The sequence below is a fragment of the Paenibacillus thermotolerans genome (assembly GCF_028745515.1).
In the GTDB taxonomy this organism is placed as follows: Bacteria; Bacillota; Bacilli; order Paenibacillales; family YIM-B00363; genus Paenibacillus_AE; species Paenibacillus_AE thermotolerans.
In genome coordinates, this window is the sequence record NZ_JAQZSG010000003.1 from 1 (window position 1) to 21,572 (window position 21,572).

23 protein-coding genes are annotated in these 21,572 nt (G+C 53.9%); 1 reads left to right on the forward strand and 22 read right to left on the reverse strand.

Features of this window, described 5'->3' with window-relative positions:
* Window positions 1-161: 161 nt before the first annotated feature.
* Complete coding sequence (locus tag PT964_RS03575; RefSeq protein WP_274361955.1) at window positions 162-659, forward strand: hypothetical protein; 498 nt, start codon at window positions 162-164, stop codon at window positions 657-659.
* Window positions 660-706: 47 nt separating this feature from the next.
* On the opposite strand, the gene PT964_RS03580 is transcribed toward PT964_RS03575, so the two are convergent.
* The 22 genes from PT964_RS03580 to PT964_RS03685 form a co-directional block, all read right to left on the reverse strand.
* Window positions 707-1,789 (reverse strand): Gfo/Idh/MocA family protein, encoded by a 1,083-nt coding sequence (locus PT964_RS03580; protein ID WP_274361956.1) that lies wholly within the window; start codon window positions 1,787-1,789, stop codon window positions 707-709.
* Between the two features lie 17 nt (window positions 1,790-1,806).
* The gene (locus tag PT964_RS03585; protein WP_274361957.1) at window positions 1,807-2,976 is read right to left on the reverse strand and encodes an N-acetylglucosamine-6-phosphate deacetylase; all 1,170 of its coding nucleotides are present in this window, start codon (window positions 2,974-2,976) and stop codon (window positions 1,807-1,809) included.
* Window positions 2,973-3,749, reverse strand: a complete 777-nt coding sequence (locus tag PT964_RS03590) for a glucosamine-6-phosphate deaminase (protein WP_274361958.1) — start codon at window positions 3,747-3,749, stop codon at window positions 2,973-2,975. The genes PT964_RS03585 and PT964_RS03590 overlap by 4 nt, the downstream gene beginning before the upstream one ends.
* Before the next feature lie 8 nt (window positions 3,750-3,757).
* Window positions 3,758-4,612, reverse strand: a complete 855-nt coding sequence (locus PT964_RS03595; protein WP_274361959.1) for a sugar phosphate isomerase/epimerase family protein — start codon at window positions 4,610-4,612, stop codon at window positions 3,758-3,760.
* A gap of 159 nt (window positions 4,613-4,771) precedes the next feature.
* A complete protein-coding gene (locus PT964_RS03600) occupies window positions 4,772-5,698 on the reverse strand; it encodes an acetamidase/formamidase family protein (RefSeq protein ID WP_274361960.1) in 927 nt (308 codons plus the stop codon).
* An 18-nt stretch (window positions 5,699-5,716) separates the two neighbouring features.
* On the reverse strand, window positions 5,717-6,427 hold the full coding sequence (locus PT964_RS03605; RefSeq protein WP_274361961.1) for a PIG-L family deacetylase: 711 nt from the start codon (window positions 6,425-6,427) through the stop codon (window positions 5,717-5,719).
* Complete coding sequence (locus PT964_RS03610) at window positions 6,424-6,735, reverse strand: DUF1806 family protein (protein ID WP_274361962.1); 312 nt, start codon at window positions 6,733-6,735, stop codon at window positions 6,424-6,426. Before PT964_RS03610 ends, PT964_RS03605 begins: the two co-directional genes overlap by 4 nt.
* 43 nt (window positions 6,736-6,778) lie before the next feature.
* Window positions 6,779-7,240 (reverse strand): GNAT family N-acetyltransferase, encoded by a 462-nt coding sequence (locus PT964_RS03615; RefSeq protein WP_274361963.1) that lies wholly within the window; start codon window positions 7,238-7,240, stop codon window positions 6,779-6,781.
* Between the two features lie 41 nt (window positions 7,241-7,281).
* Complete coding sequence (locus tag PT964_RS03620; RefSeq protein ID WP_274361964.1) at window positions 7,282-7,539, reverse strand: DUF1450 domain-containing protein; 258 nt, start codon at window positions 7,537-7,539, stop codon at window positions 7,282-7,284.
* Between the two features lie 174 nt (window positions 7,540-7,713).
* Window positions 7,714-8,385: an AlkZ-related protein gene (locus tag PT964_RS03625; RefSeq protein WP_274361965.1), complete on the reverse strand. Its 672-nt coding sequence runs from the start codon at window positions 8,383-8,385 to the stop codon at window positions 7,714-7,716.
* A 122-nt stretch (window positions 8,386-8,507) separates the two neighbouring features.
* A complete protein-coding gene (locus PT964_RS03630) occupies window positions 8,508-9,266 on the reverse strand; it encodes a DeoR/GlpR family DNA-binding transcription regulator (RefSeq protein ID WP_274361966.1) in 759 nt (252 codons plus the stop codon).
* A gap of 65 nt (window positions 9,267-9,331) precedes the next feature.
* On the reverse strand, window positions 9,332-10,792 hold the full coding sequence (locus PT964_RS03635; RefSeq protein WP_274361967.1) for an ABC transporter substrate-binding protein: 1,461 nt from the start codon (window positions 10,790-10,792) through the stop codon (window positions 9,332-9,334).
* A gap of 18 nt (window positions 10,793-10,810) precedes the next feature.
* The gene (locus tag PT964_RS03640) at window positions 10,811-11,620 is read right to left on the reverse strand and encodes a carbohydrate ABC transporter permease (protein ID WP_274361968.1); all 810 of its coding nucleotides are present in this window, start codon (window positions 11,618-11,620) and stop codon (window positions 10,811-10,813) included.
* A 51-nt stretch (window positions 11,621-11,671) separates the two neighbouring features.
* A complete protein-coding gene (locus PT964_RS03645) occupies window positions 11,672-12,559 on the reverse strand; it encodes a carbohydrate ABC transporter permease (RefSeq protein WP_274361969.1) in 888 nt (295 codons plus the stop codon).
* Between the two features lie 106 nt (window positions 12,560-12,665).
* Window positions 12,666-14,084 carry a sulfatase family protein gene (locus PT964_RS03650; protein WP_274361970.1) on the reverse strand — a complete coding sequence of 473 codons (1,419 nt, stop codon included), beginning with the start codon at window positions 14,082-14,084 and terminating at the stop codon, window positions 12,666-12,668.
* 40 nt (window positions 14,085-14,124) lie between these two features.
* Window positions 14,125-15,036 carry an AraC family transcriptional regulator gene (locus PT964_RS03655; RefSeq protein ID WP_274361971.1) on the reverse strand — a complete coding sequence of 304 codons (912 nt, stop codon included), beginning with the start codon at window positions 15,034-15,036 and terminating at the stop codon, window positions 14,125-14,127.
* A gap of 5 nt (window positions 15,037-15,041) precedes the next feature.
* Window positions 15,042-16,490 (reverse strand): sulfatase family protein, encoded by a 1,449-nt coding sequence (locus tag PT964_RS03660; RefSeq protein ID WP_274361972.1) that lies wholly within the window; start codon window positions 16,488-16,490, stop codon window positions 15,042-15,044.
* On the reverse strand, window positions 16,487-17,056 hold the full coding sequence (cysC, locus tag PT964_RS03665) for an adenylyl-sulfate kinase (RefSeq protein ID WP_274361973.1): 570 nt from the start codon (window positions 17,054-17,056) through the stop codon (window positions 16,487-16,489). The genes PT964_RS03660 and cysC overlap by 4 nt, the downstream gene beginning before the upstream one ends.
* A 29-nt stretch (window positions 17,057-17,085) precedes the next feature.
* Window positions 17,086-18,084: a Gfo/Idh/MocA family protein gene (locus tag PT964_RS03670; RefSeq protein ID WP_274361974.1), complete on the reverse strand. Its 999-nt coding sequence runs from the start codon at window positions 18,082-18,084 to the stop codon at window positions 17,086-17,088.
* Between the two features lie 86 nt (window positions 18,085-18,170).
* Window positions 18,171-19,574: a sulfatase family protein gene (locus tag PT964_RS03675; protein WP_274361975.1), complete on the reverse strand. Its 1,404-nt coding sequence runs from the start codon at window positions 19,572-19,574 to the stop codon at window positions 18,171-18,173.
* A gap of 22 nt (window positions 19,575-19,596) precedes the next feature.
* Window positions 19,597-20,400, reverse strand: coding sequence for a sugar phosphate isomerase/epimerase family protein (locus PT964_RS03680; protein WP_274361976.1), 804 nt, complete (start codon window positions 20,398-20,400; stop codon window positions 19,597-19,599).
* Between the two features lie 49 nt (window positions 20,401-20,449).
* Window positions 20,450-21,556, reverse strand: coding sequence for a Gfo/Idh/MocA family protein (locus PT964_RS03685; RefSeq protein ID WP_274361977.1), 1,107 nt, complete (start codon window positions 21,554-21,556; stop codon window positions 20,450-20,452).
* Window positions 21,557-21,572: the final 16 nt, after the last annotated feature.

A 21,572-nucleotide genomic window follows, 5' to 3' on the forward strand; every position in this document is an offset into this window, starting at 1 on the left:
TGAAACTAAGTTTTGTACGTTAATTGGTCAGTTGTAGAAAAAAAACCGTCCCATTAGCTTAGCTGGGGACGGTTTTTCATTATTTGTAACATATGCGGGCTGCACGTTTCCGCCGCCTTTACATATATTGGGGAAAAACCCATAGAAAATAGGTGAACACCGTGAACAGGAAGCCGAGGCTGACAAAACCGATTGTTTACCGGAATCGGAAGTTCGGCTTTGCCATCGTCATTCCGCGTTGGTGGAAGTCTTATACCGTGGTGGACCGGAAAATCTACGGAAAACCGCAGGAAAGGTTTCTTTCGTTTCGATTCCGATATAAGGGCAAAATATACGACCCGATCTTTACGATCGACATCTCGAAATTGACGGGGAATGCCTGGGAGCGTTATTTTAAAGACTCTCCGGTTACCTTCTTGTGCCAATATAAAGGCTTAACCTACGGTTATCTTTTGCCCGAAGAGCTGCCTGACGCGTTTTTAAAGCCGGATAAGCAAGACTATGATTACGCAAAGTACGGCCGTCCGATCCGGATATTGAAAAAACTCGTGGCAGAAGCGCCGAAAGTGCTCAAAACATTGCATTTTATCGACGGGGCCAAATGTCATTGCAAACCTTCCCGCTGCCGCAGGCTTTCCCGCAAAGGCCGCAGAAAATAAAAACTTTTATCCGGTGTATTGCCGGATAAAAGCTTTTTCTTTTGTCATCAAATATTGTAAATATGCGGGTTTTGGCGCCTGCACTCTTCCATCACCCGCAGCTGCTGACGAACCTGCTCCGGCGTAATTTCGAGTTCGGTTCCCGTTGTCAACGTGTTGTAGAGCATGCGGTACAAAGCTTCGGTCATATATTCGAACAAGCTGCGGCCTTCCGGCAACGACATCGTCCAACTGTCGGAATGCCATAGCAGCGTTTCGCTGCAATAAGCGGGCAAACCGTCGCTTGTAAACAGCGGCTCCTTAATCAACTGCTGGAACGGCGCCTCCTCCGGCTTGAAATATTTCCACTCCAGACGATCGGCGCTGCCGCGAAGTCCGCCGTTCGTCCCCTGGATATTGAACGCGTCTTGAGGATATGCGCAGCAGGATGAAATTTCGATGTCGATGGTCGGCCGCCCGGCGCCTCTCATAATGAGCTTTACATAATCCTCCGCATCCCCGAACGTATTGGCGCGGTCCATAATACAAGTAATTTGCGGCATCGCATCGGTGCCGAATAGCTGAAGCGCTTGATCCAACGGATGCGGTCCGGTATTCATCAGGCTTCCGCCGTTGTTGCTTTGGAGCGTCTGCCAATCCCATCGGCGCGAAAATCCGTTCATGCTAATATCCGCCTGTACGATGCGGCCTAATACGCCGGATTCGATCACTTTGCGGATTTGTACGAATGCAGGATGATAGCGAGATTGCTGGAACACGGCGAGTACCTTGCCCGAACGCTTCGAAGCCGCAATCAGCTCGTCGACCTCCTCCGGCGATTTGGCAAGCGGCTTCTCGCACAGAACGTGAAAGCCGCGGTTCAACAATTCAAGCGATATCGGGAAATGGAGATGGCTGGGCGACGCGTTGACGATCAGATCGAGCCGCTCGTGTTCGACCATCTCCTCCCACGCAGCGTAGGCGCTGCAGCCTGGGTATTCGTTCCGCGCGCGTTCTTGGCGTTCGGGAATAGAGTCCGCGATCGCGACGATACGATAATGCTCCGGAAGCTGAACAAGCAGATGGCCGTGAATGTCGCGGCCGCTCCGGCCTTGGCCGATAATGCCGACCTTTATTGGGTTTGAGCTCATTAGGCAGTCCTCTTTCCTTATTGAATTGTCGATGAATAAACGAGTTTTCCCGATTTATAGGTTCTTTCTGCTTTCAACGTTCCGTTATCAACCCGGAATAGAACGATGTCGGCAGGCGCTCCCTCGGTCAATCCGGCCGATGCCGGCAAGCCCATGAAATTTGCCGGCCTGACCGACGCCATGTCCCACGCTTCCGGCAATGACGCAAGCCCGCTGTTTAACAAACGGCCGATTCCCTGAAGCGGCATCTGCACCGAACCGGCCAGCAGCTCTTTCTGCTCCGCGAGGTGCAGCCGGCCCTCAGCCGTTAAGACGACCCGTCCGCCGACATGCGTTGTATATTCGCCGGGAGGCAAGCCGCATAATGAAACGGCATCGCTGACCAGCATCGCTCTCGGTCCCTTTACCTTCAGGACGACCTTCAGCACCTGTTCCGGAAGGTGAAAGCCGTCCGCGATGACGCAGCTCCACAGCTCATCTTGGGCAAGCTGCTCCCATATGTAATTCGGATGCCGGGGAAGCGTCAAGTGGGCGCCGTTCCCTAAGTGCGTCGACATGCGCGCCCCGCATGCAACCGCTTCCTTAATTTGTTCCGAGGTCGCCGATGTGTGGCCGATCGAAACCGTAATGTTATGTTCCGTGCATTTGCGGATAAAATCGCCGCTCCCCTCCCATTCGGGGGATAGCGTGATGATGGCGATGCGGCCGCCGGACGCCTCCTGCCAGCGGCAAAACAGATCCCAATCCGGTGCCCTTACATATTCCTTCGGATGGGCTCCCCGCGCTCCGTCTTCCGGCGAAAGAAACGGCCCTTCCAGATGAATTCCGGCAATTCCGCCGGCGGCCGTTTCATCGAGCTCGCAAGCTTGCGCAATGGCTTTCATCGAGGCATATATCGAATCCGGCCGGTTTGTAATCACCGTCGGATAGAAACTTGTAATCCCCTCTTTCCATAGCTTCCGAACCGTATTCCCTATACGTTCGGGCTCTAACGGGTTGACATTGAAGTCGAATCCGGCGTATCCGTTGATTTGCAGATCGATTAACCCCGGTGCGGCAAAAGGAAGCGCGCCACGGTTTACTTGCTCAGTCTCAGCATCGGCCTGCAATATACGCGCAATCGTTCCATGCTCGATTTCAATCGCAATCGGTTGTCCGGTCCGATAGTGAAGCGCATTCAGTCTCATGGCCGCGGTTCTCCATAAGAGTCGATATCTACGTATAACGTGCAGTCGGCGTGGGTTCTTAGAATGGTCGACGGACAATGCGTCGAGACGGGGTCTCGCAGCGTGCGCGCAACGGCTTGCCGTTTCGTCGGACCGGGAACGACGCAGAACAGATTAGCGGCGGTAAGCAGCGCCGGGATCGTCAGCGTCAGCGCATGAGTCGGAACTTCGTCGAACGTCCGGAAACAGCCGTCGTTCACCTGCTGCTGCCGGCAAACGTCGTCCAATTCGACTGCCTTCATAAGAACAGGGTCGTTAAAATCAGCAACAGGCGGATCGTTGAAGGCGATATGTCCGTTCTCCCCGATGCCTAAACATACGATATCGATCGGCGCTTCCTTCAGAAGCGACTCGTAGCGGGCGCATTCCTCCTCTGCGGTGTTCGCGCCGTCGATCAAGTGGACGATGCCGGGCTTCACCCGATCGAATAACCGCTCGCGCAAATAACGGCTGAACGCTTGGGGAGCTCCCTCCGGCAAGCCGATATATTCGTCCATATGAAAAGCGGTAATGCGCCGCCATTCGATGTCCGGGTCCGCAGCGAGCCGATCCAGCAATTGATTCTGCGAAGGAGCAGCGGCGAAAATAATTCGAACCGACTGTTGCTTCGATAAGAGCTCTTTGATTTTCGCGGCAGCTTCCTCGCCCGCCGCCTCACCCATCTCTTTGCGGCTTTCATAAATGCGAACTTTCAAACGATCTACCGTTTCAGCTTTAATAGGCTTCTGCGGCATCTGTAAACTTACACCTCCTTCAGAAGCGCTTTTAGCGCTTCAAGCGTCATGCGCGTGCCGGTCATCCGGCTTCCGCATGCGGGGATGAAATGCGTTTCGATCGTATACAATCCGTCGTATCCGTCCGCCGCCAACGCCCGCAGCTGAGCGATGACCGGAACGTCGCCGGATCCGAGCGGTACGCACCGTGCCTCACCGTTTCGCCCGAAATGGGCATCCTTCAGGTGGACATGGCCGATCAGCTCTTTCACTGCGCCGTACCCGGCCGGATACGCTTCTTTGCCCGCATAAGCTTCGTTGCCCGGGTCCCACAAGGCACGCAATGCGGGCGAATCGACCGAACGGACAAGGTCAGCCACTTCCTCTGCGACTCCGCCGTTGCAGGACGGCTCGTTCTCCAGCAGAAGCTTCACTCCTTCCTCTTCCGCTACTTTTGCCGCCAAGCTCAGGTGACGAACGATTTCTTCACGGTGCAGCTCCGGATGCTCTTCCCGCCAAAACGAAAATATTCGGATCCGTTCGGTGCCGAGTATTTTGGCGATAGCAATAACTCTGCTGAGCTTTTCGTGATGAGCTTCAACGCTTTCCTCCGGCTGCCCGAACGTGTCGCCAGAAGCAACCGGTCTGGAAGGGTCCAATGCGCACTTGAACAGGGGCGATGCGATGGCGGAAATATACAGTCCTCTGGCTTCTGCCAGCCGTCGCACCTCGTGCGCTTGCTCATCGCTTAGCTGTGCGGCATTCCGCCCGTTGACGATTCTAACTTCTACATGCGCTAGTCCTTGCTCCGCGGCCCAGTCAAGCGCTTCTTCGTAACGCTCGGACACTTCGTCCGTCAATACTCCCAATCGGTCTGCAATCAAAGGCACAACTCCTTCCGCATGTTAATAGATTGCTAATAATTAATAAGATAAATCTTTTAATTAATGATATAAATATAATTTAATTAATGAACCTAATAAATCAAAACCCACCTTTTTCTCTTATGGAATAGCAGCGGTGAGTTTGTAATTGAATATGATTTATTGATTCGTTTTGGCCGGGAGCCGATTTTTTTTCATTTTACAAACCATCGTATAGGCAGGGTTAAACACATTGCCGATCTCGTACTCCACGCAATGTCCCATCAACTGGCTCGCTTCTTGAATACTTAGTTTATAATCGTCCTCCGAAGTCAGCCAGCGAAGCATCTCCGTCGTCGCTTGTTGAAGAGCTTCATCGAGCGGCCTGGTATTGCCTACCGTAAAGATCGAATCGTCCGTTTCCCCGCGCGGCCATTCGATCGAACGCCCCTTTAGCAATGAAACCGTGAACGTCGTATCCATCGAAATTTCGAGGCCTGTACCGACAATTTCTCCGTCCCCTTGGAGCGCATGCCCGTCACCGAGGAAAAACAGCGCGCCTTCGGCAAACACCGGCAAATAGACGGTAACGCCTGCTCCAAATCCTCTATAATCCATATTTCCGCCGTATGGTCCGGAGGTTGCAGTGGAGATCGCTTGCCCTCGGGGCGGAGCCACGCCGAAGCAACCGAAAAAAGGCGCAAGCGGAAGCCGCAGCCCGGCTAGAGCGCCGCTTTCCTGTTCGGGACTTGCCGTCCAGCGGTCCTCATCGATCGCCCATCTCTTAATTTGCTCTTTCGGAAGGTTTGCTGCATACGTCGGGTCGACGACGTTCGAAGCGAGCACGTCCGTAGCCCATGCCCATCCGCGGTTCGGTATAATCGATTCGAAGCGGACGGCAAGCGTGTCGCCGGGCTCCGCGCCTTTCACATAGAACGGTCCGGTCATCGGATTCCCTCTCGGCGCCGCCTGCTCGCCGGCCCGGTCCCAACCGCGTGCATCTACTGTTGATGTGATTACCCGATCGCCGTCTTCAATGATCAGCACCGGTTCATGCGAGCCGATCGTATTCCAATATTTGTCCGGCTTCCATTCATAAACAGCCATAAAATCACCTCTCCATCATTAGAATAAATCGCATGAATCCCGTACCGGTTGCTCCCGATTCCCTTTTAAAAAGTATTCATATTTCCCGAACCTCTCCAGCGCCTCTTGGTCGGGCAACCATACCCATTCATCGATTTCGGTCTGACATCGATGAGCGCGGAATGCCGCAAGCTTCGCTTCCCGGTGAGCATGAACGTCAATCTTGACGACGTCCGCAGCAGTATAACCATATATTTCAGGGCGTTCCATCGCGTCGCCGAACGTAATGAAATATAAAGAGCCTTTGCGCATCGCTTTGCGAAAAGCGGCCGTCGTTGCCTTACCGATCGCACAATGATCCGGGTGTCCGCCCAGCCTTTCATGGAACGTCAGCACAACGTCGGGATCCAATTCCGCCATAAGAGCCTCGATTCTCACGATCAAGCTCATTTCATCGACAAATTCAACTGTCTTATCGCGGATATCAAAGAAAATGAGCTGTTGAATTCCCAAGCTCTCGCAAGCTTGCCGCAGCTCCTGTTCGCGTGCCGCCCCGATCGATTCCCGATGTAAATAAGGCGGATTTCCCATGCGTCGTCCCATTTCTCCCCGGGTGGCGCTTACCAGCGTTATTTCGGCGCCCTCACTTGCGTATTTGGCAAGCGTTCCTCCGCATATAAACGTTTCGTCGTCGGGATGAGCGAATACCGCAAGAAGCTTGCGCTTTGAAGCTCTTTCGCTGTTGTTCATTCCGGAAACGGCTCCTTTCCTAAGTGTAATGCGGTATGCATTCGGCCTTTATCGTCGAATCCGGCCAGCAAAAGCCTGCCGTCCCCAGCCGCCTCATAATGTGTAAGCGCCTCCATTCGAAGCCAGCCGTGACCGTCGAATCGCAGCGCGGCACGATACGGGCCATCTCCCGCTATAAAAGCATGAGTAACGCTAACCTTATAATTGCGGACGAACATGAAAGAAGTCGCTTCGCTGTGAATATAGGCGTTACTCCCTATAAAGCTCCTAAGCTCGGATTCTACTTTCGGCTTGTCTATTTTGATCATCGCATCCGACTCTCTTTCCGAATCATATTCATTCCCGAAATCGTTACTTCACATCAAGCTTAAGCACTTCTTCTTCGCCGAACCATCCCCCGGTTTCCGTAAATCCCCTGTTTTTATAAAACCTTTTCGCCGAAGCGTTATCCTTATGTACGGTTAGGCGGATTTCCCTGCATTGCGGGAACTTATCAGAAATCCAGGAGATCATTTGCCGGAGTGCGGCTCCGCCGTAGCCCTTTCCCTGTTCCGCGGAATCGATAAGAAACCCGTTAACCCAATACATGTCGCTTGTATTTTCTTCATAGGCAAGCATAATAAACCCTACCATCTTTTCCTTGTCATAGATCGCAAAAGGAATATACTCCACGTCATCGCCGTCCGGTTTAATATATACTTTCGCAAGGGACACGGCGACGGCCGGAACGAACGATTGCTGATGTTCCATAATGCGAAGGGAAAGCGCAGACGACCAATTATGCCGGTTAACCGGTTTCAGTTCGATATTCAATTCGATTCCTCCAGGTCGGACAAAATTTATCTCACAAGGGGTCATTGCGGATTATAAAAAAGATCGATTTGTTCCTTGACGGCTTTATCGATCATTTGCAAACACTCTTCCGGCGTTGTTGCATATACCCGATCCCCGTTAATTAAAGCGTATGGTCTTGCCCGGCACAAATTGCACATATTTAAGCAATCGGTTCGTTGGACGGCAACCTCAATATATTTATCCTCGAACTCCTCTAACGGTTGAAGAGCGATTTCATTTCGTTCGCATACTTCAATGACGACGATGCCAAGATTCATGCTGTCACATCCTTTAGTTAACGCTCGGGCTTGTTCAAAGCCTCCATTGGTACTCACTTATCGTATTATCCCCATCTATTCATTGGATAATGTTACGAAGTTAGAATAATGATAAACCTATCAATCTTCTTCCACAAGTTCGCCAATTAAAAATTAATCTAGCAACAATTTTCACTATTCCATTATTTTAACTTTCAATTTTTTAGCGAAAAATGCAAACGATTTTGGGGAGCACGTTTCGGATAATACCGCGGTCAGCCGCTTTTTCGCAGCTTCAACGGAAAGCTCGATGTCATCCCCTTGAACGGACTTCACCCACATGTCCGACGGTTCGTAACACATGCTGCTCCAGCCCGAATCGGTTTCACTCTGTTTTGACGCTCCGGTAATGACTGCGTCGCCAAAGTTTTGAAGCTCTACAAGCGATTTTTCATACTCTTTTTTATACTCTCTTGCTTGAAGCCCCGTCTTTTTTCGTAAATTTCTTGAATCGATATTTCCTTCCTCCGTCAAGACTTGATACATCCGATAAGCCGTTCTTGAAAGAAGTCCGTCCTCATATCTTTGATCGACCGATTTGCCGTTCGTTAAGACGGTCCTGACCGCAGGGAATAAATCTTTATGAATAAAACAGGCTTTAGCGCCGAAAAATTTACCGTAAGCGGCGACGCCGTCATGAACGATTCGAATCCGCCATAGCCAAGGATCCGTATCCGTACCGGAATGCCAATCGTTATTGGCCGCCGCCGCCGTCAGCGACGGATATTCGGGAACGAACTCCGAGAAAGGCAAAATCTTATGTTTCTCTACGAATTGTACAAATTCCTCGTACCTAAATACTTGCATGGAAACAACCCCTTACTCATCTTTTATTTCATAATTCGATTTAGATGCGGCCGTTTCCTTTTTTTGCTATGTAACAAGGAATACCCCCTTTCCGATCGAAAAGGAGGCTTCCTCACCTATTCTCAAACCGTAATGACCGATATTCCCCGGCTCGCAAACATTTGCAGCATCTCATCGGATAATGAACGGTCGGAAATGATCGTGTCGATGTCAGCCAACTCCGCAAACTGCGTAAACGCCTGCACGCCGAATTTGCTCGAATCGGCCAGCAATATCGTTTCATCCGCCATACCGACCATTTTTTGCTTCACCCTGGCCTGGAGCTCATTCGATTCGCTGATCCCCCGCTCGGGATGAATGCCCTTACAGGACAGAAACGCTTTATTTACGTGATACGAATCCAACGACCGCTCCGCCAGCGGGCCGACAAAGGACAGAGAGCGGGAAGCGAGCAGGCCGCCGGCGGAAAGCACCTCGATCCTTTCTTTGCCGCTGAGCTCAATTGCCACTTTAATGGAGTTTGTCAGCACCGTAAGCGGGATATCCGGAACGAGCTTCGCCATATACCAGGCTGTCGTGCTGGCGTCCAGCAATATGCGCTCGCGCGGCTCGATCCGTTTGACGGCTTCTTCGGCGATCCGCTTTTTTTCCTCCGCATGTATAATTTCACGCTCGAAATAAGGCGTTTCCGGATGACTGTCCTTCACGCTCACCGCTCCGCCGTGGGAACGCCGAAGTCTTCCCGCCTGCTCCAGCCGGTCCAAATCCCGGCGAATCGTTTCTTCCGTAACGTCGCACAATTCGCTTAATTCGCTTACCCGAATGCTTCCCTTGTCATTGACCAATTGCACGATTTTCTCATAGCGTTCAGCAATCAGCATAATGTACCTCTTCTTCTCTTCGGGTTATGCATTGCGCTTTCACTCCCGGTTCCAAAAGCTATATTCTATTGCTTTCGCCCGTAATCGTTATCCGGTCCCCACTGATTCGTTTGCATTTTCTCTTTCACGCCGCTTTGCATGATCTCCTTCAGCTGTTTGACGTAATCGTCAAGCGACAAACTCCCTTCCAAATAAAGCTGGCCGAGCTTTTGATTGTTTTCCGTTACGTTCTTATCCACTTCGCCGCTGTAAATGTTGAGCAGCATACGGTCGCCGACAAACGCAAAGCCCTTCATCTGCTCCGGCAGGTCCGCCTTCTCGATAATCGGTGTCCTAAACAGCCTTTCGGCTAAAATCCCCTGTACCTTGGGAGAGGTTGCATACTTCAGAAAGTCCATAGCCGCGGGCAATTTTTCGGGTGCAATCGTTTTCGGTACGGCGAGATTGCCCGCCGGCACGCCGCCGATTTCCATCAATTTGCCTGAAGCGCTCGGATGGTTATCCTTAGTCAAATACGGAAGCGGGAACGCGCCGATTTCAAACTTTCGCGCTTCCGATTGGAATAACGGCTTGCTTTGGCCCGACGTCCTCATGACCATGGCCGCTTTTCCTTGAAGGAACATATCGGAGGACGAGTCGAAATCGAGCCCGTTGAACCCCTTCGGCCAATAGCCGCTCCATTCCTTCACGATCGAGAATACGTCGCGGTACGGGGACTTCTCCAAATCGATAATCCCTTGATCGACGGCCCTCACATATTCGTTTACTTCGATATTTCCGTTTCCGTCCGCGTCCATGACCCCGTAATCTCCCGCTACCAGCTCCTCGGTTAATATCCGGATCGACCAGCTGTAATTGTAGTCGCCCGGCTTCGAATTCGGGAACGCAAACGGAACGACCCCGATCGCTTTCAGCTTTTCATGCGCGTCCATAAATTCGCTCCACGTTTTCGGCGGGGCGGCGATGCCCGCCTTTTTGAATAAATCCTTGTTATACAGCACCCGCACGACATTGACGAAGGTCGGAACGCTGGCATACGTCCCGTCGGCGCCTACGAGCTGCTTCAGCACCGTTTGCGGAAACATGGCATCCCAGACTTGATCGTCCGCATATTTGTTCTTCTCTTTCATATACGGCGTTAAATCGAGCAGTAAATCCTTTTTCAAATCCTCTTGGTCCCAAATATAACGCGTCGTAAAAATATCCGGAGCCGTGCCTCCGATCAGCTGCGTCGTCACCCATGTGCGGTGCTGCTCCACTCCCGGGAAAAACTGCGTGTCAAGGTTGATCGTTACGTCCGGATTCATATCCTGATATGCGGAAACGATTTCCTCCCAAGCCTTGATTTCATCCTGGTCTCCCTGGCTTTCCATCATGACCGTAACGTTCAATTCCACGGTAGAGCCGGACGACTCAGCGTTCTCCCTGCCTCCGCTGCAAGCGGTCAATGAAATACATGCGGCCATTGCGATTATTGCGGCGACGGCTGCCGGTAGCTTACCTTTTCCGGTATGTTTCTTCCCCAATGCGACTCCCTCTTTTCTTTATCCTTTGACTGCACCTGCCGTAAATCCTTCTACGAACGACTTGCCCGAAGCGATAAACAATGCGAGCAGCGGTATGGAAGCAATGACGAAGCCGGCAAATTGAATGCCCTGCACCTGGTCGAGCGGGCCGGTGACGCTGCTGATGGCAAGAATGACCGGCTTTACGCGGTCGCCCGACGTGATGACGAGCGGCCAAATATAGTTGTTCCAGCCGAGCAGCGCGTTCATGATCGATACGGTGGCCAAGATCGGCAAGGATAACGGGAGCATGATCCGCGTGAGGATCGTCAAGTCGCCCGCGCCTTCCATTTCCGCCGCTTCCATATAAGCATCCGATAAATCCTCGAAAAACGCCCGAATGAGCATGGTGGCCGTGGAGGACGCGCCGGCCATCGGTCCGAATATTTGCGCCCAATACGTGTTAATCAATCCGAGATGCTTAAATAAAACAAATTGCGGGATCAGCAGCAAGAAGCTTGGAACCATCATTAACAGGAGAACGAAATAATAGAGCAGCTCTTTGCCGTGAAATGAATACCGGGCGAACGCATAGGCCGCCAAAGTGGAATTAATAAGCACGCATGCGATGATGCCTGAAGTGATGACGATCGAATTGCCGAGGAACGGCCACAATTGACGGAACGCTTCCCCATAATTATCAAGGTGTAAAGGCATAGCCGGCCGCCAGAAGCTGTGTACCATCTGATCCTTATATTTCAACGAGGAGATCAGCAGCATATAGAACGGCAGCAGCGTAAGCGCGAGCAGGAACAGCAATGCAAGATGATGCGCGGACGATTTGAGCATCGGCCTTTGCAGGGGGAACCCCTCCTTGTAACGGAATCTTCGGTGTCTTCCTTACGATCTTCGGCGGAACGAACGGTTAACCGCCAGCGTAAAGAGGAGCATGGTCAAGAAGAGCACGACTCCGATCGCGGAGGCAAACCCTAATTCGTTATATTCAAACCCTCTTTTATATAAATAAAGCGCCGGAGTGAGCGTCGTGTACCCCGGACCGCCGTTTGTCAGTACGAGAACATTTTCAAAGCTTTGAAATTGGTTTATGCAAGCAAGCAGAAGCACAAGACGAATTTGCGTGACAAGCTGCGGCAGCTCCAAATAGGCGAACCTTTGACCGACTCCCATCCCATCGATATAGCCTGCTTCGTACAGCTCGCGGGGAATGGCGACGAGTCCCGCCAGAAAGATGAGGAACGAAATGCCTCCGACCCACGGGAAATTGACGAACACGATGGCCCACAGCGCGGTGCCGCTGTCACCGAGCCAGGCTTGCGTCCAGGAGCCCAGCCCCGCCGATTCCAGGAATGTGTTGATGATGCCGTTACCCATATAAATCCATCGCCACAATAAAAAAATGATGATGGACGGTACGACGAGCGGCAGCAAAAACATAAATTTATACGCGTTTTGCAGCTTCCGCTTGGCTACATGGTGCACAAGAAGCGCCCCAAGCAGCGGAAGCGTAATTTGTATCAATGCGAAGCTTCCGGTATACCATGCAATGTTACCCATCGCTTCATAAAAAATCGGATCCGAGAACAGCCTGGAGAAGTTGCTCATGCCGACGAACCGGTTGACGTTCGCTCCGTTCCATTCGTACATCGATTTCACGAACGCTGAGAAGAGCGGAATATATTTAAACAAAATCATAGAAATAAAGATCGGCGTCAAAAATAGGAACGCTTTCAAATAAACGACGGCGCTTCTTCGCCGAACGGTCGGCAACTCTCGTCACTCCTCTCTATCTCTCCGGTTGAATTCATTGTATAAAACCGAGCGGCGGCGGGTCATGGTTCATAGCGCCATATTGGAGGCGAATTCCGACAAGTCCTCAGGATAAGCGGCTCAGCTTCCGTTCTTCCGTCAGCTGTCTTCGCATCCACTCGTTGGCGACAAGAGGATCTCCGTCCGCCTGCAGACGCTCGTATAACGATAAGCGCAGCTCCCGAAGCGTCGCGGAACAACGCTCGTCGGCCGCTACATTCATCAGCTCGGCGGGATCGCGCTCCAAATCGTAAAGCTCGTCGACGTCCGTCGTATTCCAGATGTACTTCCATCGTCTCGTCCGGATCATTCGCTGCGTGTACAGCCCGAATTGCTGTCCGTTGTAGGCGGACACGACCGCGTTCCTCGGAGGCTGGCTGTTCCTGCCGCCGGTTAACAGCGGAGCGAACGACGCCCCGTGAAAGTATCCGGGTGCGGGTCCTTCCAACCCGAGCAGCTCCAGTACAGTCGGGGCCATATCCAACAAGCTGTATACGAATTCGTCGTTCCTTGCGCCTGCCGCACCGAAACCCGGCAATCGGACAATCAGCGGCACGCGAACCACATCGTCGTAAAGCACGTAATGTTTGTCCATCATTCGATGCGAGCCGCACATATCCCCGTGATCGGCCGTGAACACGACAATCGTATGCTCCGCCGCGCCCGTCTCCTCAAGCGTTCGCAGCACGATGCCGATCGCTTCGTCCAATTGCGATATAATGCCGAAGTACCTTGCGACGACGGGTGACCAGTCCTCCCAAGATAAGCTCTCGATTCCCCAGTTATACAGCTGCTGCCTCTGAATATACGGCTTCCCCGCGAACGTCTCGCGAAAGCTCGGCCATTCCCGAATGGAAGCGGGGTCGTACATCGTTGCAAATTTCCCCGAAGGACGGCACGGCAAATGCGGCTCGGAAAAATGAAGCGCCATATGCCACGGACGGCCGCCGCTCTGCAGCCTTCGCAGCTGCTCCGACGCTTGCCCGGCGAACCAATGCGTAGAGCTGTCTTCCACGGGAATCGGGTTCGGTTCCCCGAAAAATCCGCTCGTGTACGCGACGTGCGGGTAACGCTGCTTGCGGAACTCCCGGTATCGTTCTTCCCCGATCACCTGATCGAAGCCGAACGCCGTCGCATCCAGCTGCGGATGCACACCCCACTTGCCCAAATACGCTAAATCGTATCCGTTCTCGGCCAGCGTGCGCGTCCAAGTAAAATCCGAAGGCTGCAAGGAGCCTGTCGGAAGAGCGCCGTTGAAGTTCCAAAGAGCGCCGAACGCTTCCGGACGTCTCCCGTTCAGCAGCGACTGTCGGGCCGGACAGCAAACCGGGAAATGGGAATAGGCGCTGCTGAATGTAACGCCTTCCTTGGATAACGCGTCAAGGTTCGGCGTATGAACCGGATGGAAGCCGCTTGCGCCGATGCAATCGTAACGCAGCTGATCCGCCGTAATGATCAACAAGTTCGGAGGCGTATCCTTTCTCATGGTTTCTTCCCTTCCTTCCGTGCCGTATGTCCGCGATGAATTATCCGATATATTCGCGGGATGCGCCTCCGTTCTGCCCTTCCACTCGATATTGGCTCGGAGAGCAGCCTGTGAGCCGTTGAAACAGACGGCTGAAGAAGGAAGGATCGTCATACCCCACCATCGCCGCGATCGCGATCACCTTCTCCTCCGTGTCGAGCAGCAAATGCCGGGCGCGGCCGATGCGAATGTCATGCAATATTTCGATTACGCTTCGGCCGTATTCCCGCCGAACGAGCCGGTTCAGCTGGCGGGTGCTGATGTTGAACAGCTCGGATAGCGACTGCAGCGATATTTTTTTATCGTAGTTGCGCTCCATGTAACCGTGGATGCGCCGCGCCGTCATTTGACTCTCCTGCTTGCGCAGCGGCAGTACCTTCTGCTGCATTCCCATATGGTTGTAATAACGGGACAGCAGAACCAGCAGCTCGATCAGCTTCAAACGGATGATCGTCTTATGCCCCATGCCGGCGCTTCCGATTTCGCGGATCATATCCTCCAGCAGCGCTAACACGTGAGCGGCTTCCCGTCCGCTTACGTTCAAGCGGTGATTAAACCGGATGTCGTCCGAAAGAAACGGATGAACGTAAAAATAGTCCATCGAACCCGTTATTTCCAGCTCCCGAAGCAAGGTGTCGGGAATGAAGGAAGGCATAAACAAGCAATTGATGATTTCGATTTTGTCTCCGGCTTCCAATGCGTACGAGTGCGTTTCCCCCGGGTTAATAATAAACACGTCTCCTGCTTTTATTTCGTAGAGCGTCCCTTCGAAGCAATGCATTCCGTTGCCGCCGACTACATAAACAAGCTCTATAAATTCATGGCTGTGCTCTTGAATCGAAGAGTGGATCGTTCGCGTAATCCAGAAAGGAAAATCTTCGTTCATGAACTGGCTGCTGATCAGCTTATTCACACATCTCACCGCCCGTCTTCCTGCTTCGCTTGCCTTGACCTTGCGATCCGCTGCGCCTCGTCGAATCGTTCTCTGCGCGGATCGCTGTACCATTGCTCCCAGGTCATACCGACACCGTTCAAAATTTGCTCGATCCGTCTGCGAAACGGCAGCCCGGCCTCTTTCAATTGAATCGTCATTGGATCGTTACGGCCGGCCAGCTTGTCATCGATCCATCGTTCCAACCGCCGCCCCAATTCGCCCGCAAGTTCCGGCTGTTCGGCCGCAATATTGACCTTCTCCTCCGGATCCGCTGCGAGATCGTACAGCTCCTGCTCCGGTCTATGAAACAGGCCGGAGTCGTACGTACGTATAAACTTATAACGCTCGGTGCGAATTCCTCTAGCCGCTTGCCATGCGCACTCGCTTAAATAAACTTCCTTGTGCGTGCGTTCGGCTTCCCCGCGAATGGCGGGCCACAAGCTGCGGCCGTCGAGGCTTTCCGGCTCCGCCAGCTCGGATATTTCGATTGTTTCCGGAGCGGCGGCGCGAGCGGCCTCCAATAAGGTCGGGAGCAGGTCGACCTGCTGCACGAGCCCCGTAACTCTCCGCCCTTCCGGGATCTGCCCCGGCCATCGCATGATGATCGGAACGTGCACAGTAGGCTCGTATAGCCCGCAATGGTCCCAATAAATGTCGTGCTCCGTCAAGCTTTCGCCGTGATCTCCGAACAGAACGAGCAGCGTATCTTCCCGGATGCCCAGCTTCTCCAGATGCAGATCCAGCTCCTGCAGCCGGTCGTCCAAATAACGAATTTCCGCGTCGTATAGCGCGTCGTAATAGGCGCTGTCCGTGACCGGACCGATCAAATCGTAATGATGGTGTTTAAAAAAAGGATACGCGAGATGATTGTAGGCTCGTTCCATGCTGCGGTTGTCCGGGTCGTACGGATTTTTACCAGAATCGTAAAATTGCGCCGCGTACGGCTCCGGCGGCAAGTAAGGCGTATGCGGATCCCAATAGTGAAGAAATAGAAAAAACGGTTCGTCCTTATGCTGCTCGATCCAGGGCAATGCGAGCCCATTGACGGTTTTCCCGTCGATCCAGCGCGTTTTGCCCGAGCTGTTGATGTAATAACGGTACCCTCTCGCAAACCATTCCTTCAGATGGTACAAATTGTCCACCGCCGCCGTTGTAAATCCTGCGGAGCGAAGCATGGCCGGCAGCCATGGAGTGGATTTAGGCAGCCGCGTCAGCTCCGAGCCGTGCGACACGACGCCTGTCGTGAGACCGACCTTGCCGGTGAAAATGCCGGTATGCGCTACTTCCGTCGGAATATCGGCCGCATAGGCTCGCTCGAACAAGACGCCTTGAGAAGCGATGGCGTCGAGATAAGGGCTTGTCGGCTTCCCGTATCCGTAGCAGCTAAGTCTGGAAGCCCTTAGCGTGTCGAGAGAAACAAGGATAATGTTCATACCGTTCTCTCCTCCTCTCCGACCGCCGGGACGGACGCGCGGGCGGTTTGTTGTTCCAGCCAGGCAAGGATGTCCGCCGCATTTTGCTCCACCGTGTTCGTTTGGGTGTCGATGACGAGATCCGGACAAGCCGGCACGTCGTACGGGTCGGAAATGCCGGTGAAGGATGAAACTTCTCCCCTTCTTGCCCTTGCGTACAACCCTTTCACCTCGCGTTTCTCGCACTCTTCCACAGGGCACTTGACGTAAATTTCCACGTATCCCGGGACGGATGTCCGCAGCAAATCTCTCATTTCCCGATAAGGCGTAATGGCGGAAACTAGAACGGTAACTCCGTTTCGGGAAAGCAGCTTGGAAACATAGGCGATCCGTTTAATGTTTTCGATTCGATCCTCCCGCCGAAAGCCGAGCCCCTTGCAAATCGTTTCGCGAAGCTCATCGCCGTCGAGCAGCTCGGCACGCACGCCTTGATGAAGCAAATCGGCAGCTACCCGCTTTGCGGTCGTCGTTTTCCCCGAGCCTGACAAGCCCGTAAACCAAAGCACCTTTCCTTCGCTAGCCCCCATTCGTTCCGGCTCCTTTGCTGGAAATATGTTTATCCGTCCACGTCGACCGGAAATCCGCCTTGCATGTGCGACTGTATTGCCGCCTCGATCACCGCTTGCGCCGCAAGCGCATCCGCTCCGGAGCCATCGATGTGTTCCGGCGGCGCACCTTCCTTCACCTGTTCGATAAACCGGGCGATCCGTCTGGTAAACGTATCGTTAAAGCCCTGCATCCCGCCGAAAAGCGGGTTTTTCAATACGAGCAAATCGTTCGATTGATGAGGATAATACGTCATGCTCTCATATACGTTATCGATGACGAAACGTCCGTCCGTACCGGCGACCTCGCAATATTCGATCGGATGACGCATGGACATGTCGTAGCTGCCCGTCAAATGGCCGACGGCCCCGGAAGCGAACTCCATGTTGACCGACGCGGTCGACCACGAGCTTCGTCCCGGCGCCTTCGTCATAAACGCTTGCACGCGCCGAACGTCGCCGGCGAAATATCGCATGACGTCGATCGAATGCGGATGCAGCGCCCGCATATGCAGCCATGGAGTGGCGTCGTTCGGGTTTTGAATCGTCAGGCGCATATTGACGAACAGCAAATGGCCGAGCTTGCCCTCGGACACGAGCTCCTTCGCCCGGAACGCGGCGGGAGTGAAGCGGTGGTTCAAATTGCAAGCGAGGCGGACTCCTTTCTCGCGGGCATAGGCCACCATCCGCTTCGCTTCTTCGAGCCTGTTCGAGATCGGCTTCTCGACCAGCACGTCCTTTCCGGCCTCGATGGCAGTCATGACCGGTTCGAAATGATGACTGCCGTTCTCTACTCCGGCCGTTGCGACCGCAACGACGTCGATCTCCTCCTTGCCCAGCATTTCCCTAAGATCCGTATAAGCGGGAACCCCGAATTCCCGGCCGGCGGAGTTCGCGCGTTCGTCAAGAAGGTCGCATACCGCGGCGAGCTCCGTATCCGGATGCTGCACATAGCTGCGGCAATGAATTTTTCCGATATTGTTGACGCCGACGACGGCGACTTTAATCATCGCGGCTCCTCCTTCCCGCGGGCTTGAAGAAGCCGGGTTCCCGGGAACCGAAGGCTCCGGGTCCCGGCATCAACCCCCGCACGTTGTTACTTGCTGGCCTGCTCCTCTTTTTTCTCCTTTTGCTGAAGAGAGCGGGCATTAATGATGGAGCCGATGTACAACGAATCGTATGCCTCTTGCGAAGACGTAAAAATTTTCCCGGTCCCGTGCCAATTCGTATTCGTATAGATCGGGTTGCGCCGGCCGGTTTGCGACTCCCGCTTGGCGATATAATCCTCCATCCGCTGCTGCAGCAGCTTCACGACTTCCGGCTCCCGCTCCGCGAGATTGACGTTCTCACCCGGGTCGCTGATGAGATTGTACAGTTCCACCTCCGGCTTAAAGTGAAAATCCGGCTCAAGCGCGCAGATCAGCTTCCATTCCGGCGTCCGCCAGCCGTGCTTGCGCATCCATGTGCACTCCGTTATATAAAATTCGCTGATTTTCTCACGCTTTCCGTCGATTGCCGGAAGGAGGCTGCTTCCGTCGAATGCGATCTCCGGCGATATGCCGAGCAATTCGAGCACGGTCGGCATAATGTCTTGAATTAAAGAAACGTCGGATACGCGCGTACCCGCCGGCAATCGTCCCGGGTAGCGGACGATCAGCGGCACGACGAGCGTGCAGTCGTAAAGCCCGTGATGATCGAAATAGCAGTCGTGTTCATAGAGCGTCTCTCCATGGTCGGCGGTAACGACAACGACGGTGTCTTCTTCCAAGCCGAGCGCCTCCAGCTTGCTGAGCAGCGTCTGGATGCAAGCGTCCATATACGCCACCGCGCCGTCGTATTGGGCGGTTACATATTCATGGTCGGTGACGCCTTCCGGAATCCACGACTTTAAGAAGTCCGCGAACGGCTTAAAGTTGTACACCGGCTCCATCGATTTGTTGTCCGGATCCTTCTCGTCGCTGCCGTAAAACATCCGCTCATACGGTACCGGCGGCAAATACGGCGAGTGCGGGTCCATATGGCGCAAAAACAGGAAGAACGGCTTGTCGTCCGCAGCCAATCTTTCGAGCTCGGGCACCGCTTTCTCGTTCAAATTTTGCGCTTTCGGCGACCGCCCGGTTTCCGGGTCCGGCTGCCACGATTCGTAATCGATATATTTTTGGAAGCCGCGTGAAGAAGGATTGCCCGTAAACCCGATGCATGTCGTGTTATACCCTTCTTCGCCGAGCACCTCGGGGAGTGTCTTGACATGCGGGCCCAGCGGACCGGCGTGCCGCAGCGCGACGACATCGGTGCCGAACGTGTCCATGCCGGTCAGCATGGACGCGTAAGCCGGCGTCGTCGGAATGCTCGGGCTGAAATGCTGCTCGAACAGCACGCCCTGCTTCGCGAATCGGTCCAAATGAGGCGTCGTTAACCGGTGATAGCCGTAAGCGCTCATATGGTCGCGTCTTAGGCTGTCGATTCCAAATACGATCAGGTTCGGTTTCTTCTGTCCCATAGCAAACGTTCTCCTCCTGTTCTTATCGGGCGTTTAATTGCTTCAAGATCGAATTCAAATAGCCGTAAGATTCTGCAGCAACGATCGACACATCCGCAAGCGAATGTTCCGCCGAAGCGCCGATCACTTCAAGCACGACCGGACCGTTGTAGCCGCCGTCGACCATCGCCTTGCAGTAACCGAACAAGTCGATGTCGCCGCGCCCGCACGCCTGCCGTTCGATCGGCCCCGGCCCTTGCTCGCGGCCTTTGCAATCGCGGATGTGAATATGCTTCACTCTGCTCAGCACGGCGGGAAGCGCCTCTTCGGCGTTCTCGCCCGCGCGGTGAATATGGCTCGGGTCCATATCGATCCCGAACGCAGGCGACGATATGCTCTCCATGGCGCGAAGCGTCGTCGGCGTATTGTAAATCGCGTTGCCGACGTGTGCCTTCGCGCATAGCGTAACGCCGAACGATGCGGCTTTTTCCGCCAATCTCGAAAGGTTGTCGATCGATGCCGCCACATCCTCCTCGACCCCGCTCTTGCCGCCGGGTCCTACGTTGACGATCGGAATGCCGATCTCCGCCGCCGCCTCGAAAGCGACAAGCAGCCTTTCCTCGTTCAACGAAGCGACCTCGGTCGATAAAAACTCGAGCCCGTTGTCCTGCACGATTTGCCGCAGCTCGTTCTTCTGTTCCTTCCAGCGGCTCAAATCCAGATGCTCGCACATGCCTTGAATGGCGGATATTTCGACGCCGTCATACCCGCAGCGGGCAATATGCCGCGCCGCAGCGGCGAAATCGAACTGCCTGAACAGAACGGTGTTGACCCCTAATTTAATCAAACGGTATCTCCCCTTTGCTCCTCGTTTCGCAATTCATGACGCGTTCGGCTTACAGCATCGTGTACGGGTCGCCGTGCAGCGGCGGAAGCCGATGCGGACGGACCGTCTCGCCGCCGCGCTCGTAAGACTCGATGACCGCAAACGTATACTCCAGCACGGCAAGCGCGTCTCTGCCATTGGCACGAAGATTTTCCCGCGGCACGCCGTTCGTAATATCCTCCAGGAATGCATGAAGCCGGTTGCCGAACGTGCTGTTGAAGTCGTTCGTCCCGTAATCGGTTACTTCGGGTTCCGGCTGCACGCTGATCGCCGGGATGCCTTTCTCCGCCTTCCAGTAGGAAAGCTTCTCCACGCAGTTTTCGATAGTGAACGTCCCCTTCGAGCCGCCGACCTCAAGACTCCACCATCCGCCAAGCCCGTACACGGCGTCGCCGCGCTGGCTGAGCAAGTATCCGGTACCGCCGTTCGCGAATTTCACGTGGATGCTGTTGATCGATACCATCACGTCGCCTTTGTTTCTGCGGAAGCCCGGCGTATCGGAGAACGTCTGAATGTGCGTAATGTCGCCGCAGAAGTGGCGCATCACGCTGAACGGATGTGTCAGGAACGCCTTCATATGGAAGTAAGGATGGCCTTTGATTTTCGGCGAACCCGCCAGGCCGTAGCCGGCTTCCCCGCCGTTGAAGCCCATCTTCGCCAAGCAGTATACGAGCTCTCCGATTTCCCCGTTATCCATCAGCTGTTTCGCCTTCTGCGCCGGCTCCGTGAAATAGTGGTTCAGGTTGCAGCCCAGATACACTTTCTTTTTCTCGGCCAGCGCGTAAAGCTCCCTCGCCTCTTGGATGTCGTGGCATAGCGGCTTTTCGACGAGCACATGCTTGCCGTAACCGACCGCCTCCATGGCCGGCTCATAATGCCAGCTTCCGTTATCGATGCCGCCTGTCGTCACGTCGACGATTTGCAAATCCGGTTCGCTTTCGATCATGTCTTTCAAGCTGTAGTACGCCTTTACGCCGAACCGTTCCGCCGCCTGATCGGCTTTATCCTTTACAACGTCGCAAACGGCGACCAAATCGGCCAGCTCATCTTTTTTCCAAATGGATGCATGGAGGTTGCCGATCCCCCCCATGCCGACAATTCCGATTTTCAAAGCCATGAATAAGCCCTTCCTT

Coding starts and splice junctions, on each gene's coding strand:
- PT964_RS03620 (WP_274361964.1), bottom strand. CDS start 7,539: ATGAATCTTGGCATCGTCGTCATTGAAGTATGCGAACGAAATGAAATC.
- PT964_RS03625 (WP_274361965.1), bottom strand. CDS start 8,385: ATGCAAGTATTTAGGTACGAGGAATTTGTACAATTCGTAGAGAAACAT.
- cysC (WP_274361973.1), bottom strand. CDS start 17,056: ATGGGGGCTAGCGAAGGAAAGGTGCTTTGGTTTACGGGCTTGTCAGGC.
- PT964_RS03660 (WP_274361972.1), bottom strand. CDS start 16,490: ATGAACATTATCCTTGTTTCTCTCGACACGCTAAGGGCTTCCAGACTT.
- PT964_RS03610 (WP_274361962.1), bottom strand. CDS start 6,735: ATGATCAAAATAGACAAGCCGAAAGTAGAATCCGAGCTTAGGAGCTTT.
- PT964_RS03605 (WP_274361961.1), bottom strand. CDS start 6,427: ATGAACAACAGCGAAAGAGCTTCAAAGCGCAAGCTTCTTGCGGTATTC.
- PT964_RS03585 (WP_274361957.1), bottom strand. CDS start 2,976: ATGAGACTGAATGCGCTTCACTATCGGACCGGACAACCGATTGCGATT.
- PT964_RS03600 (WP_274361960.1), bottom strand. CDS start 5,698: ATGGCTGTTTATGAATGGAAGCCGGACAAATATTGGAATACGATCGGC.
- PT964_RS03650 (WP_274361970.1), bottom strand. CDS start 14,084: ATGAGAAAGGATACGCCTCCGAACTTGTTGATCATTACGGCGGATCAG.
- PT964_RS03685 (WP_274361977.1), bottom strand. CDS start 21,556: ATGGCTTTGAAAATCGGAATTGTCGGCATGGGGGGGATCGGCAACCTC.
- PT964_RS03630 (WP_274361966.1), bottom strand. CDS start 9,266: ATGCTGATTGCTGAACGCTATGAGAAAATCGTGCAATTGGTCAATGAC.
- PT964_RS03675 (WP_274361975.1), bottom strand. CDS start 19,574: ATGGGACAGAAGAAACCGAACCTGATCGTATTTGGAATCGACAGCCTA.
- PT964_RS03580 (WP_274361956.1), bottom strand. CDS start 1,789: ATGAGCTCAAACCCAATAAAGGTCGGCATTATCGGCCAAGGCCGGAGC.
- PT964_RS03640 (WP_274361968.1), bottom strand. CDS start 11,620: ATGCTCAAATCGTCCGCGCATCATCTTGCATTGCTGTTCCTGCTCGCG.
- PT964_RS03670 (WP_274361974.1), bottom strand. CDS start 18,084: ATGATTAAAGTCGCCGTCGTCGGCGTCAACAATATCGGAAAAATTCAT.
- PT964_RS03590 (WP_274361958.1), bottom strand. CDS start 3,749: ATGCCGCAGAAGCCTATTAAAGCTGAAACGGTAGATCGTTTGAAAGTT.